The organism is Metabacillus schmidteae, from assembly GCF_903166545.1.
Taxonomy (GTDB): Bacteria; Bacillota; Bacilli; order Bacillales; family Bacillaceae; genus Metabacillus; species Metabacillus schmidteae.
The window spans coordinates 573,384-588,488 of sequence record NZ_CAESCH010000001.1; the positions used below are offsets into that span (position 1 = coordinate 573,384).

14 protein-coding genes are annotated in these 15,105 nt (G+C 36.4%); 11 read left to right on the forward strand and 3 right to left on the reverse strand.

The features are described 5' to 3' along the window. Positions 1–7: 7 nt before the first annotated feature. Positions 8–211, reverse strand: coding sequence for a YdiK family protein (locus HWV59_RS02895; RefSeq protein WP_102232970.1), 204 nt, complete (start codon positions 209–211; stop codon positions 8–10). After that, a complete protein-coding gene (locus HWV59_RS02900) occupies positions 208–942 on the reverse strand; it encodes a CPBP family intramembrane glutamic endopeptidase (RefSeq protein WP_102232969.1) in 735 nt (244 codons plus the stop codon). The genes HWV59_RS02895 and HWV59_RS02900 overlap by 4 nt, the downstream gene beginning before the upstream one ends. Before the next feature lie 321 nt (positions 943–1,263). Between HWV59_RS02900 and groES the strand changes: the two genes are divergently transcribed. Beyond that, positions 1,264–1,548 (forward strand): co-chaperone GroES, encoded by a 285-nt coding sequence (gene groES, locus HWV59_RS02905; protein ID WP_026561982.1) that lies wholly within the window; start codon positions 1,264–1,266, stop codon positions 1,546–1,548. A 51-nt stretch (positions 1,549–1,599) separates the two neighbouring features. Then, positions 1,600–3,237 carry a chaperonin GroEL gene (gene groL, locus HWV59_RS02910; RefSeq protein ID WP_102232968.1) on the forward strand — a complete coding sequence of 546 codons (1,638 nt, stop codon included), beginning with the start codon at positions 1,600–1,602 and terminating at the stop codon, positions 3,235–3,237. Positions 3,238–3,641: 404 nt separating this feature from the next. Here groL and HWV59_RS27475 read toward each other — a convergent pair whose 3' ends face one another. Continuing rightward, positions 3,642–3,782 carry a DUF3231 family protein gene (locus HWV59_RS27475; protein WP_175639963.1) on the reverse strand — a complete coding sequence of 47 codons (141 nt, stop codon included), beginning with the start codon at positions 3,780–3,782 and terminating at the stop codon, positions 3,642–3,644. A 479-nt stretch (positions 3,783–4,261) separates the two neighbouring features. Here HWV59_RS27475 and HWV59_RS02920 point away from each other — a divergent pair, with 479 nt between their 5' ends. The 9 genes from HWV59_RS02920 to HWV59_RS02960 all read left to right on the forward strand — a co-directional run bounded on the left by HWV59_RS02920 (position 4,262) and on the right by HWV59_RS02960 (position 15,098). After that, positions 4,262–4,987 (forward strand): GntR family transcriptional regulator, encoded by a 726-nt coding sequence (locus HWV59_RS02920; RefSeq protein WP_102232967.1) that lies wholly within the window; start codon positions 4,262–4,264, stop codon positions 4,985–4,987. A 140-nt stretch (positions 4,988–5,127) separates the two neighbouring features. Further along, positions 5,128–5,292, forward strand: a complete 165-nt coding sequence (locus tag HWV59_RS02925; RefSeq protein ID WP_175638020.1) for a hypothetical protein — start codon at positions 5,128–5,130, stop codon at positions 5,290–5,292. Positions 5,293–6,004: 712 nt separating this feature from the next. Further along, complete coding sequence (locus HWV59_RS02930) at positions 6,005–6,712, forward strand: hypothetical protein (RefSeq protein WP_102232964.1); 708 nt, start codon at positions 6,005–6,007, stop codon at positions 6,710–6,712. A gap of 479 nt (positions 6,713–7,191) precedes the next feature. Next, complete coding sequence (locus HWV59_RS02935) at positions 7,192–8,301, forward strand: hypothetical protein (RefSeq protein WP_175638021.1); 1,110 nt, start codon at positions 7,192–7,194, stop codon at positions 8,299–8,301. Positions 8,302–8,628: 327 nt separating this feature from the next. Next, a complete protein-coding gene (locus HWV59_RS02940) occupies positions 8,629–9,381 on the forward strand; it encodes a sulfite exporter TauE/SafE family protein (protein WP_175638022.1) in 753 nt (250 codons plus the stop codon). Positions 9,382–9,549: 168 nt separating this feature from the next. Next, a complete protein-coding gene (locus tag HWV59_RS02945) occupies positions 9,550–11,253 on the forward strand; it encodes an NAD-dependent malic enzyme (RefSeq protein ID WP_175638023.1) in 1,704 nt (567 codons plus the stop codon). Positions 11,254–11,440: 187 nt separating this feature from the next. Then, positions 11,441–12,424 carry a glycine-rich domain-containing protein gene (locus HWV59_RS02950; RefSeq protein WP_102232961.1) on the forward strand — a complete coding sequence of 328 codons (984 nt, stop codon included), beginning with the start codon at positions 11,441–11,443 and terminating at the stop codon, positions 12,422–12,424. Between the two features lie 401 nt (positions 12,425–12,825). Beyond that, positions 12,826–14,394: a sensor histidine kinase gene (locus tag HWV59_RS02955; protein ID WP_235991651.1), complete on the forward strand. Its 1,569-nt coding sequence runs from the start codon at positions 12,826–12,828 to the stop codon at positions 14,392–14,394. A 23-nt stretch (positions 14,395–14,417) separates the two neighbouring features. Then, a complete protein-coding gene (locus HWV59_RS02960) occupies positions 14,418–15,098 on the forward strand; it encodes a response regulator (protein ID WP_175638024.1) in 681 nt (226 codons plus the stop codon). Positions 15,099–15,105 lie beyond the last annotated feature (7 nt).

Sequence of the window (15,105 nt, forward strand, 5' to 3'; positions counted from 1 at the left end):
GCTAGTCTCATTTTTTATTGTTCATTTTTTTGATTTTTCGAGATAAACGAAACATTCTAATGGCAACACCAATATCAAAGGTTGCAATGAGCATCAATAGAATTGTCGGGAAAGTGAAAATGCCATTTTTTGCACTGTTAATCGCTAAATAGATAAATATCAACCCCATGATCAAATAAAAAATAGCCATAGAGATAGGGTTTGTTCTCATGTTAAAAAGCCTCCAATTATAACCTGCAATTGCTCCATTTGTTCCATTTGCTCCATCATTTTCTCAATGTCGTCTCTGAAAACAGTTTGAATCACTACAACCATTGTGTTCATCGAAACATGTGCAAAGATGGGAACGAGAATACGCTTCGTTTTCACATAAAGAAAAGCAAAGGTAAAGCCCATAGAACCATACAATAATACATGCTGTGGTTCACCGTGTAAGAGAGAAAAGATGAGTGAACTTATCAATGCTGCAATAAAAAAGTTTGTTCTTGTATATAGTACGCCAAATAGGATTTTACGGAATATAATTTCCTCCAGAATCGGGCCTATAATAGATGTAACAAGTATAACTAATGGAAAGAGCTCAATCATATTTACAATTCTTTGGGTATTTTCAGAACCCGGATCCACCCCGAAAATATTGACCTCAATATTAGCAGCTAACCCTTGTACAAAAATAGCCATGAAGAACCCGATAATAGCCCAAGCAACGGATGCTCCAACAGAAGCCGGTTCCCCGCGAAAGCGGTTCTCTGCATGACGTTCATTTCTTAATAGATAAAGAATAATTAAGAGTGTAAGTGTAAAGCTAAAGATGGTCCAAAAGGCAAACCTCTCTGCATTAGTCTCCCCGATATTTAATATGTTCAATAACTGAATACCTAGATAACCTGTTAACTGGAGAATCATATAGGCAATAATAATAAACCAATAATGCTTTTTCATGTAAACCTCCTAAGTAAAGCACGAACTTTAGCCGTTTAATCACATGTCAGATTTTATTGTACCATACCCTATTGTCATCCTATGTATGATACCACTTAAGAATGAGACAAAATGGTGAAGTGTTCAATTTTGGTAGCGCACTCACCAAAAGTAGATAATTAATAGACAAGTTGGAAATTCTTATAAAAATTTTAAACTTCGTACTTGAAATTAAAAGAGAACTTATATATTATATTAATTGTGTTAGCACTCAAGGATAGTGAGTGCTAATAAAAAGGAAAAATAATCATTTATTCAAAGAATTTGAGGAGGTTGTTTCACTTGTTAAAGCCATTAGGTGATCGCGTTATTATCGAGTTAGTTGAATCAGAAGAAAAAACTGCTAGTGGTATTGTCCTTCCGGATAGTGCGAAAGAAAAACCACAAGAAGGTAAAGTAGTTGCTGTTGGTACAGGTCGTGTACTAGATAGCGGAGAGAAAGTAGCTCTAGAAGTAGCGGAAGGCGATCGTATTATCTTCTCAAAATATGCTGGTACTGAAGTGAAATATGAAGGTACTGAATACTTAATTTTACGTGAAAATGACATCTTAGCTGTTATTGGATAATAAACAGCCCACATAATAGATTACTTAAAAATTTGAGGAGGTCTTGTAATCATGGCAAAAGATATTAAATTTAGCGAAGAAGCTCGTCGTTCAATGCTTCGTGGTGTTGATGCTTTAGCAGATGCGGTAAAAGTAACATTAGGACCTAAAGGACGCAACGTAGTATTAGAAAAGAAATTCGGTTCTCCTTTAATCACTAACGATGGTGTAACAATTGCGAAAGAAATCGAATTAGAAGATGCTTTCGAAAACATGGGTGCTAAACTTGTTGCTGAAGTTGCAAGCAAAACAAACGATGTTGCTGGTGACGGTACAACAACTGCAACTGTATTAGCTCAAGCTATGATCCGTGAAGGATTAAAGAATGTAACTGCCGGCGCTAACCCAATGGTTGTTCGTAAAGGAATTGAAAAAGCAGTAGCTGTTGCATTAGAAGAGCTGCAAACTATTTCTAAACCAATCGAAGGTAAAGAATCTATCGCTCAAGTTGCTGCGATTTCTGCTGCTGACGAAGAAGTTGGTCAATTGATCGCTGAAGCAATGGAGCGCGTTGGTAACGATGGTGTTATCACAATCGAAGAATCTAAAGGTTTCTCTACTGAATTAGAAGTAGTTGAAGGTATGCAATTTGACCGTGGTTATGCATCTCCATACATGGTAACTGATTCTGACAAAATGGAAGCAGTTCTTGAAAACCCGTATGTATTAATCACAGACAAAAAAATCACAAACATTCAAGAAATCTTACCAGTGTTAGAGCAAGTTGTTCAACAAGGTAAGCCACTATTATTAATCGCTGAGGATGTAGAAGGTGAAGCTCTAGCAACTCTAGTAGTGAACAAACTTCGCGGAACATTCAATGCTGTTGCTGTTAAAGCACCTGGTTTCGGTGATCGTCGTAAAGCAATGCTAGAAGATATTGCGATCTTAACTGGCGGTGAAGTGATCACAGAAGACTTAGGATTAGACCTTAAATCAGCTACAATCGATCAATTAGGACGCGCTTCTAAAATTGTTGTAACAAAAGAAAACACAACAATCGTTGAAGGTGCTGGCCAACCTGATCAAATCTCAAGCCGTGTAGGCCAAATCCGTGCTCAAGTAGAAGAAACTACTTCTGAGTTCGATAAAGAAAAATTACAAGAGCGTTTAGCTAAATTATCTGGCGGTGTAGCAGTAATTAAAGTTGGTGCTGCAACTGAAACTGAATTAAAAGAGCGCAAACTACGTATTGAAGATGCTCTTAACTCTACTCGCGCTGCAGTAGAAGAAGGTATCGTTTCCGGTGGTGGTACTGCTCTAGTGAACGTATATAACAAAGTGGCTTCAATTCAAGAAGAGGGTGACACTCAAACAGGTGTTAACATCATCCTTCGTTCTCTTGAAGAGCCAGTTCGTCAAATTGCTCACAACGCTGGTCTTGAAGGATCTGTTATCGTTGAGCGCTTGAAAAACGAACAAGTTGGCGTAGGCTTTAACGCAGCAAACGGAACATGGGTAAACATGTTTGAAGCTGGTATCGTTGACCCAACTAAAGTTACTCGTTCTGCACTTCAAAACGCAGCTTCTGTAGCAGCTATGTTCTTAACAACTGAAGCTGTTATCGCTGACAAACCTGAAGAAGGTGGCGGCGGCATGCCAGATATGAGCGGCATGGGCGGCATGGGTGGAATGGGCGGCATGATGTAATGACCGCTCAACCCCTTGGTATATAAGGGTTTGAAGTGATTTTGCTAATAAATTGCTAACATAAAAGAGGCTTCTCAAAAGTTGATTCAACTTTTGAGAAGCTTTTTTGTGTTATATGTTCACCACATTCTCTCAGGTACAGGCTTACAGATCAACCCTTGTAATATGTATTAGATTTATACTGCGATATATATATATCATTTATTGAAAGAATGTACACTAAAGTATGGGGATTTTGTCAGTAGTAGGTTTTCAACAATAAGTCCAGTTTTAATGAATTTGAGAATCAAAGAAACTATGTTACAAATATAATGTTTGATTAAAGTAGGTTAGCCTTTTAAATGACTAACCTACAATCTTATTATTTGTTTTTTCTCCTTAACTAGGTATTCTCTATCAATTGCTTAAGGAGGTCTTTTAAACCAACCGTTATTAATCATTATTCTCGCAGCATCTTCTGCAAATAAACTAATGTCCTTTACTTGTTTTATATTTTGACTAGCAATATCCTTTCTAAAAGATAAAGCTAATGATCCCGTCTGAATTAGCTAAACCTGTAGCGGGAACAGAAGAAACAAGAAACATATACCATATAATGAGGGAGAATTTTTCATTTGGAAAATTCAACAAATTGTTATAAGTCCTTCATACTTAATGTGTTAAGATAAGTTAGCAATATATATTTGATATCAAAATAAACCAAGCACATTTGTTGAATAAGTAAGGTGAGATAATCAACAGACTTATTTATAAGTATTTAAAAAGTGGTTACCAATTAATTGGTAACCACTTTTCTGTTTTATTACTCAAAATAATATTTGGAGAGACTTAATAAATGGGTCTAGGTATCTGTCCCTACGTCGCTCGTAGAAAGGAAACAAGAGAACCGTCCATGCTTCCAAGAAAATTCAGAAAATTATGTTGACGCTTACCTTTTGATTCTATACAATAATAAACAAGTCATCTAGATGTATAGATGATATGAGGTGCAATGTGATTGATTATTATCCCCAGGAGGGTAAACATGAGTAACTATAATTCTCTTATTCCAAAGTACGTTCAAATTGCAGATAGTTTAAGAAAAAAAGTCGATGAAATGTACAAAGAAGGAAAAGAAAAATTTTTAAGTGATGATGAACTAATTAAAATGTTTGAAGTCTCTAGAATGACGATTCGTCAGGCGGTTCAATTGCTAGTGGAAGAAGGTCTTTTAAAGCGCATCCAAGGAAAAGGCACATTTATTGTTCGTAAAGATAAATTAAAAACAGATATAGCGAAATTGGATACTTTTTTTCAAGGGTGGTACTTAGAAAAAAACTTCCAAGTTAAGCTGCTATACCGGGGATCCGTACCTTGTCCAGAAGGGGTAGATGTAAAATTGGGGGTAAAACCCGGAGAAGAAGTTTATCAAGTAAAACGCTTACGTCTTTCAGAGGGGATCCCCATTGTTATCGATAACCGATATTTTTTAAAAAAGTATGGTGAACAAATTACTGATGAAGAATATGTTCAATATTCTTTTTCGCATTTATTTTTAAATAAGTTTAATATGGCCCTAACCGAAGGAGAAATTGAAATAGAAGCAGTTCTTGCTAGTCAAAGAATTTCAAAAGTTCTTGATGTTTCTGTAGGTTCTCCCATTTTATTTAGAAGTGTTGACTTAAAAGTAAAAAATGGGTGTGTTTTAACAGGTGATTCTTCCTATCGTGGAGACATGTACAAATACAAATCATTATTAACTTTAGAGTAAGAAAGAATAATAGATAAGAGGTGGTAGTCATATTGGCACTAAATTAATAGTTTCTCATTATTTTTGGAAGCGCTTTATCTTAGCTTAGGTGACTACACACTACATATAAAAAACTTAAGGATAAATAAGGAGGAGAAATGATGTTCTATTCCATTTTAATAATATTGGCTATAATCATTGCCATCTATCTGGGTGAAAAACTTGATATTAATACTGGTTTAGTAGCTTTAGCATTTGCTTATTTAATTGGTTGTTTTGTTTTGGGATACTATTCAATAAGTAAAATGATATTAAAAAACTCTTGACGTTTATATTCGATAAATTCGCTAATAGCAATTTGTAAACTTCGTAGTCGTAATTAGACATGCAAATTGCTAACATTTTGCTAACGCAATCCAGTAAAAAATAATAAAACCTCGTTAAAGATTTTACAGGAGGGATTTAGCAAAACCTTGATTTACCGCACTTTTGGCACACAAGTGTAAAGATATTACACACTCTCACCTTAGGGGTTGCATGATTTAATAACGCCCTCAAACCCTTGATATAATTGGGTTTTTGAATAAGTTGAGATTGAAATGCTAACATTTTGCTAGATAAATAAAAAGAAGCTTCTCATAAGTTTATTGAACTTGCGGGAAGCTTTTTTTCATTTATTGCGTAACGTGTAGGTGCACACTTTCGTATTATGATCAACTGGATAACCGATTCTATCCATAATTTGTTTGATAGCTAATATGTTCAATAATTGTTCAACGATGCCTAATTCTTTCTGGAGTTGGATTAGATCATTTCTTGGATTCTAAGTGTGTGAATTTTAATGTGTTTTAGTTGTTTAAAATTTATATGAGACATGGTTTATATTAGAAAAGGTCTTTCATCACTCAACCAACTGAGACCTTTTCTTTTTTATTAATCGCATGTGCTTATGGTTATCTCCACACTTAAAAGATATGGGCGATATGCCTCTTGCAAATATACTTAAAAACCTTCATATTTAAAGGAAGGAGGTGCGATATGCGACACGATATACAAGCAAATGAACGGGCATTTTCTTCCAAGGAGGTAGCGGAAGAAGTGGGAATTGCAACTCCCACAGTTCGAAAGTATGGACAAATTTTAGAGCGGAATGGATATGAGTTTTTAAAAGATGGGGACAGGCGTATCTTTGTTCAATCTGATATTAGAGCACTTATAGCGTTACGCGATACGGACAAGCCCCTGGACGATACAGCTAAAGAGCTTGTGGTTCAACAAAAAGAAAGATTAGAAACATCTGATGAAACAGACGTAGCGATAAACGATACATATGAAAATTTACCACACGACCCTAATCAAGTAAAAGAGGCCTTAAGGTTTTTAGTGAATGAGCTTGCAGCAGCACGTGAAATGAATGTCCAATTGACAAACGATATATCACAGCTTAAAACACACGTTTCCCAACTCCAACAAGACCATCATGTTATAAGTTCAAGCATTGCAAATTCAGCACAAAGAACCAATACTAAAATTGAAAAATTAACGGAACAACAAAACATCCATTACGAAGCATTACTGCAACATGAGAAACAAAGAAGTGAAAACTTACAAAAGGAAATACAAAATATGCGGGAGGAACAGAAAAAAGAATGGAGTTCACAAAACGATTTTAATAAACGCTTAGAAGTATCAATACAAAAACCTAAAGAAAAATGGGAATGGCTTTTCTCGTTATTTCGAAAATAAAGTGCAAATGATGATATTATTCTATTGCTATGTTTAGAAAAAGTAAAATAGATAGCTGAATTGGATCTTTTTTGTTGTATCGCTGGGTGATATACCTTGTAAATAAACTCGAAAGATTCATGTTTTAATAGAAATTGTGGATCGATATGCGATATATTATACAATCGATAACACGCCTTTTTTTTAAAACAGAAGTAGTGGGGATTCACCACTACTGTATGACAATATATTCATATCACCGGGCGATATGGATATGACTGTTTATAACATTATTACGTATCTGGGGTCGATATAGAGGTTGCAAATAAGTTATATTCCCAAGGTAATATAATCAAGAACAGAAATTCTTTTGTTCTGACAATTCGGACCTCTTATTTTTCAAATTCCAACAAATTCCCGGGAAATATCTACAAATTCCGTGTTGTATGTAATTTTTTGGGACAATGAACCTGTCCCCGTGTCCCAGGAGGTATTGGCTTATGGAGATGCAAACGAAAGATAATTTGGATTTTACGAATCAGTTGCCAAAGTGGGCGATTGGATGCCATATTGGGTTAATTTCGTTTTTCTTTTTACTAGGAATAGGTATGTTTGTTTTAACTGCCAAAGAAGTCTCAGAGACTGGGCTGGGCATCTCAATTCTTCTATTTGTGATTGGTGTTGTCTTTCTTGGGCTTTCGTGGTTTAGTTACAAAAATTTACGAAAGTATTTAGACTTCGTTATAAAAGTCCATGTTGGAGAAAAAGGTTATGATTATTACGCAAAAGACAAGAAGAAAGCTATAGAACACGAAATTTTCCTGCCTTATGAAAATATGAAATATATATTAATCGGGATGGACTATCGACTTAAGGCAAAGTACAAATATAGTGTTCATTATGATCGGGCGAAACTTATTACAGTACGGTCGGCAAAAATATTAATCTGTGGTGTTAGTACCCATAATCGATTAGAGGTTACAAGTTTTTCTCACTGGGATCAAGAATCACTTTATAAATGGATTGATGTATTTCAAAAGCACGGGGTGGATATATTCCATACAGATAAAGCCTTAACAGCAACCCCCAACAATCCAGAAGTTATTGAATCAATTCCAAAGAAGAGGTTTGAGGGAACACTTTCTTTTGAAATAGGTTCAGAGGCAGACGGTTTGGATAATATTTTTTTAACGGAAAAACAGCAAGGATTGGTTGAGGGAAAAGAGGGAAGAGGAAGAAAGAATGGCTTTTATTTTACACTTCTTTTATCTCTTTCACAGATCATCATGATTTGCTTTTGGTTTCCTTATTGGGAAATAGAGGATAAGTCCTTCAGTGATAGTTCCGGGGAATTTATTGCTCTTTTATTCACTCTTCTTTCGCAGTTTTTTATCTATATGAAAATGCGTAAGATCAAATGGTATGAGCCGATACGAGATAGTATCGTCATATATATTGGCATGCTGATTGGCAGCAAGCTTGCACCAGATGAGAGAACGACCTTTCAATTCGCAGTCCAGGGTTATGCACTTATGACAATCTGTTCATTTTTGTTTCTATATTATGGTGTGAAATTATATTCTAGGTTTAAAAAAATTAGAGAAATCTGAAAATTATCAGAGGCTTCTCATAAGTTGACCAAACTTGTGGGAAGTTTTTTTAGCGTTTATGAAATTATAAAATTCTTTAACTGTGGCTCTTCTGCCCGAGGATGATTAAGGAGTTTGCGCTTTAGTTCTTGCATAGCATTTAGGTGTATAATTTTGCGATCTTTTGTTCCAGCCATACATCTGAAGAATTGTATAAGAATCGCCAACTAAAAATTGGAAAATATATATCGACTTTTTTTAATTACAAAAACCACCCTATAACCTTCAAGTACTATAATAAACTTGGACAAACTTCACCAAGTGAAGTTATATTTGGGGGCGACATCTTTGATTATCACACTCACTATGTTTCTAATGGGAATATTATTAGGTTTTATTGGGGCCGGTGGATCTGGTTTTATTATTGCTCTTTTAACCGTTGTTTTTGGAGTGCCGATTCACACAGCATTGGGTACATCTCTTGCGGCTATGGTGTTTACCACTTTATCTGGGGCTTACAGCCATTTCCGACAAGGAAATATTGATGTGAAAACAGGAATAACTGTAGGGATCTTTGGGGCGATTATGTCTTTTCTAGGGTCTAAGATTGCCGTATGGATTCCTGTCAATTCTCTCCATTGGCTTACAGCTGGAATGCTGTTCCTTTCTGCTGTTATGCTTTTGATCCGCCTGTTTTTAGTAGGTAGGCTAAAAGAAACAAACAAGAGGGAAAATAAATTCTCTGGCAGCTTTCTCGTTAGTGCAGCTTTTGTTGGAATTGTAACTGGTTTATTTTCAGGTACATTTGGTATTGGATCTGCTCCATTCATCCAGCTTGGACTTTTAGTTGTGATAGGTCTTTCTGTACAAAAATCAGTAGGCACAACGATGCTGGTTATTCTTCCTATCGCTATTGCGGGAGGGATAGGCTACTATTTTGAAGGCTACTTTGATGTCTTACTTTTCATCCAGGTACTGGCTGGAACAATGATTGGTTCTTATATTGGAGCTAAATTTACCAACAAAGTTCCACTGCCGATTTTAAAAAGTGCTATGGTGTTTACTCCAATAATGGCGGGTGTCATTTTGCTAATTCAATGATTACTGATTAAGACATTAGAGCCTTTCTGATTTGTTTAGTTACAAAAAAGCTAATTAAGTTAAATAACCTAGTGGAAAAAAGCAAATATTATTAACATAGAAATTAAAGCTATTTATTTTTTTACCTATAAAATTAGTACTCTAATATAGAAAGAAGGATCTACCACCATGAACGTACCTGAGAATGCCATTATTACAACATTAAAAGGTAAAGAAATTCTCTCTAATCCCTTTTTAAATAAAGGAACGGCTTTTACAAAAGAGGAAAGGGAGGATCTCGGACTCGATGGTCTCCTGCCGCCACAAGTGCTTACCCTTGATGAGCAGGTAAACAGAGCCTATGAGCAGTATTCGATGCGGACTACGGATCTTTTCAAAAACGGTTTGCTTTATGATTTATATAACCGTAATGTCGTCTTGTTTTACCGACTTTTAAAAGAACACTTAGCAGAAATGCTCCCGATCATCTACACTCCTACTGTCGGTGATGCGATCCAATCATACTCTCATAGCTACCGCCGTCCGGGTGGATTATATCTTTCTATTGATGATCCGGAAGGAGTGGAAAAGGCTTTTCATAATCTTGGCTATTCCAAAAATGACATTGACTTAATCGTTGTCACTGATTCTGAAAGCATCCTTGGTATTGGGGATCAAGGTGTAGGCGGTATTAATATTGCGATCGGTAAGCTGGCAGTATATACAGCGGCTGCCGGTATAGATCCAAGCCGTGTATTGCCAATTGTGTTGGATGTTGGGACGAACAATCAGTCTTTAATTGACGACCCTATCTATATTGGTAACAAATTCGCACGTGTCCGTGGTGAACAATATGATGAATTTATTGATTTATTCGTTGACACGGCAAGAAAGTTTTTCCCGGAGGTACTTCTTCATTGGGAGGACCTTGGCAACGTAAATGCACGGAACATCATGGATAAATATGGTGACAAAATCCTTACCTTTAACGATGATATCCAGGGAACAGGTGCTGTTACACTTGCTGGTATTATGTCTGCACTAAAAGTAACAGGGGAATCCCTCAAGGACCAGCGTATCGTTGTCTTCGGCCCAGGGGCTGCTGGTATCGGTAATGCTGACCAAATCGCAGATGCCATGATTCTTGAAGGGCTAACGAAAGAAGAAGCATATGACCGGTTCTGGGCTATTGACTATCGGGGATTACTAACAGATGAAACACCGGATGTTCTAAAATTCCAAAAGTCTTATGTGAGAAAGTTAGATGAAGTCAAGAACTGGGATAGAAACGAGGATGGGATTATTTCATTAATGGAAGTAGTACAGAGGGTAAAGCCAACCATCCTAATCGGTACTTCAGGACAAGCTGGTGCCTTCAATGAGAAAATAGTGAAAGAAATGGCCAAACACGTTGAGCGTCCAATTATTATGCCTATGTCTAATCCAACTTCTCTAGCAGAGGCAGTGCCTGAAAATCTAATCAATTGGACAGAGGGAAAGGCTTTAATTGCAACAGGAAGTCCATTTGCGGATGTGGAATATAAAGGTGTTACCTATGAAATTGGCCAATCGAATAATGCCTTTGTATTTCCTGGTCTAGGGCTAGGAGCAATTGTTGCAAAAGCTGAAATGATCTCAAAAGGAATGTTTGCAGCAGCAGCAAACGCTGTTGCACAGATGTGTGATAGCAGCCAACCAGGTGCATCACTGCTTCCATCGATTGAAAAATTGCATGATGTATCGATCTATGTTGCAGTTGAAGTAGCTAAGGCTGCGATAGAGGAAGGGATTGCAAAAGCGGAAATTACGGATGTTGCAAAAGCTGTGGTAGATGCCGTGTGGGAGCCTGAGTATAAAGAGATTAAGAGTGTCGGCAATTGGGCAAGAATTTAGGGCCGTTTATGGCAGATTAGAAAAAAATGCACCAGTCTCAGGTTTTTAGTGGAGGCTTTTCATAAGGTAACCAAACTTATGAGAAGCTTCTTTTTTTATACTATCAGAACAAGAAAGAAATTTTAAATGAATGGAACTTACCTCAATTTAATTCGTATATATAAGGTATTAAAGGAGATTTATTAACATGATCGTGAAAGGGGAGAGGGCCATGGTAGGATTTTTTATAGGGTTTATTGTGATAGGAATCTTTGTCCTGCTGGGAAGTACGTTGTTTGCAGGAGGAAAGAAAAAGTCATTAAGGAATGACCCTATCCCAGAACAGCTTGGTGTGCAGGTAGGGGAAGGGATCTCGATAGTGAATAAGCTCAATCAGTCCTTATCAAACTCTTACATAGACAATGTGAAAAACCGGGTCCTACAAAGTCATCCGAAATGGAAGGATCATGAGTTCGACTGGGGAATGTTTGAATTAAAACGTTACTTCATGATGAATAGTATGTTAAAATCAGTCCCGATGTTTAGTCATCATGTAGATGAGATTTGGCATGAAATGCTTATGTTTACTAGGGACTATGAGAAGTTTTCAAAGGATTTTTACAACGATACACTACATCACACACCTAACATGGATAGTACACCAATTCCGGGGGAACGAGCATTTTTTGATTGGGTGTATATTAGTTTATTTGAAGTGACTGAGAACAGTAGAGCCATCTGGGGGAGATTTTTACAGAACCCCATTAAGCGTGAAATACTAGAGGATTTCCGTTTATTATCTGAAGATGATTTACTATCAAAATACTTTAGAAAAAATGAAGAATGGCTGGAAGTGAAGAGATATTTGATTCTTAAAATGAAAAATGAAATTTATGAGGCTGAGCAGCAAAACACAAACTCAAAGAAGTTTGCTTCACATACATCGTCAAGTGACACTAACGTTTATTTATATGCAGCGGGAGCAGCTGTTTTTTATTCAATATACAATGAAAATGAATTTGATGAGCATATGAGTGAGGTCGTTCCTGAAGAATATCAAAAAGGTACTCCGTACAGTGGAGGATCTACTTGTTCAGGCTTTGCTTGTAGCAGTGATTCAGGTGATTCAAGTGGTGGTGGAGATTCAGGAGGTTCCAGTTGTTCCAGTTGTGGAGGTGGGTGCAGTAGTTAAATAAAGAAAAACAGAATTCGGGTTTGGTTTTTTGTTTAGAGTGCTCCTTTATTAAGTCATCTGAAAAAAAGAACACAATTAGTCAGAAAGACAAATTGTGTTCTTTTAACGAAAAATAGTTATCAAACTTAACTACTAGGCAACCAAGTTTTTGTTAAGTTCAGGCTGATGCTGTTTTTCACTTTTCATAATTAACGCACCAATGGTAACAAATAGAAACCAACCTTCCTTAGTGAAGATGGAATAGACTCCATTCTATAAAACCCTCTCATCAGCTGAGAGGGTTCTTTATATTTTTGAATGTTCATTTGAGTCAAAATATTCAATCATGTATGATTAATAGTAATATCTCAAACTATGTTATTTTAATACAGTTCATCACATGTAAAATGGAGGTCGATATGAAAGTTCAGTTTACATTACAAACAAAAATTCTAGGTTTCATTTTCTTTCTCATTTTACTTGTTGTTGGTGTCCTAACAGCTACGTTTGCTTTTAATGAATCAAAAGAGGATGTAAAACAGGCTGAAGAATTAGCACTTCAAACAGCCCAATCCCTTTCGTTTATGCCTGCGGTACAGGATGCTTTTCGGGAGCAAATTAACAATAAGCAAAGTTTAAATTTGGTTATTAATAAGATGACTGATCAAGTAGATGCGTCAAGGATTTTTATTGAAGATCGAAAAAAGAACATAATAGCTGGCGGAGAGCCTCTTTATCAATTTCAAGACACATATAAAGCACTTGTATTCGGGAGTTTTTATGTTACTCATGTAGGAGAAGGAGAGAATGAGGTTTTAAGAGGAATTGCTCCAATCATTATTGATTACGGAGATTATACAAAAGTCGAAGGGGCCGTAGTTGTTGAATTTCAGATGATAAAAATTCGTGAGCGTATTACCAAGGATGTAAAAGAAATGGTTATTACTTCTGGAGTCGTATTACTTATAGGGATTATTGGAAGTGCTGTTCTTGCGCGGAATATTCGCAAAGATACTCTTGGGCTGGAACCTTATGAAATCGCTTTATTATTTAGGGAAAGAAATGCAATCTTACAATCTGTCAAAGAAGGTATTATTGCTATTGATCAATACAGCAGAGTTACGATGATGAATAAATCAGCTCAACAAATTTTAGACATTTCAAGCCGGGAAGATGCCCAAACGATTAGTGAAATGATTACGTCTGATCAAATTTTAAAACTAATGGAATCAAAAAGAGATGTCATAAATGAGGAAGTGCAGTACAAGGATAGAACCATTATTGTCAATACACAGCCGGTCTTAGAGGATGGAAAAAGGGTAGGAACAGTTGCCACCTTTAGGGATAAGACTGAAATGAAAAAGATGGTTGATGCGTTTTCTGAGGTGAAGCAGTATTCAGAAGATTTACGGGCGCAGGCACATGAGTTTACAAATAAACTATATGTCATATTAGGATTAATCCAACTTGGCAAAAAGGAGGAAGCAATCCAGCTTATCCAAGAAGAAACAAAGTCACAAGAACAACATACCGAGCTTATTTTCAACAATATACAAGATGAGAAAATCCAAGCCATTTTATTAGGGAAGCTTGCGAAAGCATCTGAAAAGAAAATTACCTTTCATATTGAAGAAGAAAGTTCATTATCAACTCTATCAGAAAAATTTCGGCTTGCTCCCTTAATCATTATTTTAGGAAATATATTAGATAATGCATTTGATGCAGCTGCTGATAGTGAAGAAAAAAGAGTTTCCTTTTTTGTAACCGATTTTGGGAAAGATGTTTTGTTTGAGGTAACAGATAGTGGGATGGGTATTCCAGAAGGTATGGAAGAAGCCATTTTCCAAAAAGGTGTATCACTTAAGGGAGAAAAAAGAGGGTATGGCCTTGCAAATGTAAAAGATGAAGTTGAACTTCTTGGCGGCTCGATTGAATTAACACGTACAGAAGATGAGGGTACCGTATTTACTGTATTTTTACCAAAGTAATAGAAAAAGAGGGGGAGCATAGGGTGATCAACGTAATTATAGCTGAGGACGACTTTCGTGTTGCACAAATTCATGAGGGATATTTGGCAGAAGTGAACCAGATGAATTTAATAGGAAAAGCAAGCAATGCGAAAGAAACGTTTGAATTACTGGAGAAATTGGAAGTAGACTTAGTTTTATTAGATGTGTACATGCCTGACCAGCTTGGCACAGAGCTTTTAGCAGAAATTAGAGAAAACTATCCTGAAGTTGACATTATGATGATTACAGCAGCAACAGATAGGGCATTTGTAAATAAGGCGTTAAACTACGGGGTAGAGCATTACCTAGTAAAGCCAATTACCATTGAACGATTTAAAGAGGTGATGGATCAATATAAAAAGAAAAAAGAGCTATTGAAGTCTGTTACAGACGTAAACCAGGACCTTCTTGATCATCTGTTTGGATCAGGTGATAAGCAAGTTGAAAAGCCGTTGCTTCCATCAGGTATTGATTATGTCACCCTAAAAAAAGTAAAAGAAATCATTAAACTTGAATCCGATGGAATAACATCAGAAAAAGTCGGCAAAAAAATGGGTGCATCAAGGACAACAGCAAGGAGATATCTTGAATATTTAGTTGGGACTGGTGAAGCTATCTCTGAGCATGTATATGGAATTGTCGGAAGGCCAGAGAGACGCTACTACTCAAGAAAGGCAGAGTAGTAGTGTC

Bases quoted from the DNA above. Each gene is read 5' to 3' on its own strand.
- HWV59_RS02895 (WP_102232970.1), bottom strand. From the start codon at position 211: ATGAGAACAAACCCTATCTCTATGGCTATTTTTTATTTGATCATGGGG.
- HWV59_RS02900 (WP_102232969.1), bottom strand. From the start codon at position 942: ATGAAAAAGCATTATTGGTTTATTATTATTGCCTATATGATTCTCCAG.
- groL (WP_102232968.1), top strand. From the start codon at position 1,600: ATGGCAAAAGATATTAAATTTAGCGAAGAAGCTCGTCGTTCAATGCTT.
- HWV59_RS02920 (WP_102232967.1), top strand. From the start codon at position 4,262: ATGAGTAACTATAATTCTCTTATTCCAAAGTACGTTCAAATTGCAGAT.
- HWV59_RS02925 (WP_175638020.1), top strand. From the start codon at position 5,128: ATGTTCTATTCCATTTTAATAATATTGGCTATAATCATTGCCATCTAT.
- HWV59_RS02930 (WP_102232964.1), top strand. From the start codon at position 6,005: ATGCGACACGATATACAAGCAAATGAACGGGCATTTTCTTCCAAGGAG.
- HWV59_RS02935 (WP_175638021.1), top strand. From the start codon at position 7,192: ATGGAGATGCAAACGAAAGATAATTTGGATTTTACGAATCAGTTGCCA.
- HWV59_RS02945 (WP_175638023.1), top strand. From the start codon at position 9,550: ATGAACGTACCTGAGAATGCCATTATTACAACATTAAAAGGTAAAGAA.
- HWV59_RS02950 (WP_102232961.1), top strand. From the start codon at position 11,441: ATGATCGTGAAAGGGGAGAGGGCCATGGTAGGATTTTTTATAGGGTTT.
- HWV59_RS02955 (WP_235991651.1), top strand. From the start codon at position 12,826: ATGAAAGTTCAGTTTACATTACAAACAAAAATTCTAGGTTTCATTTTC.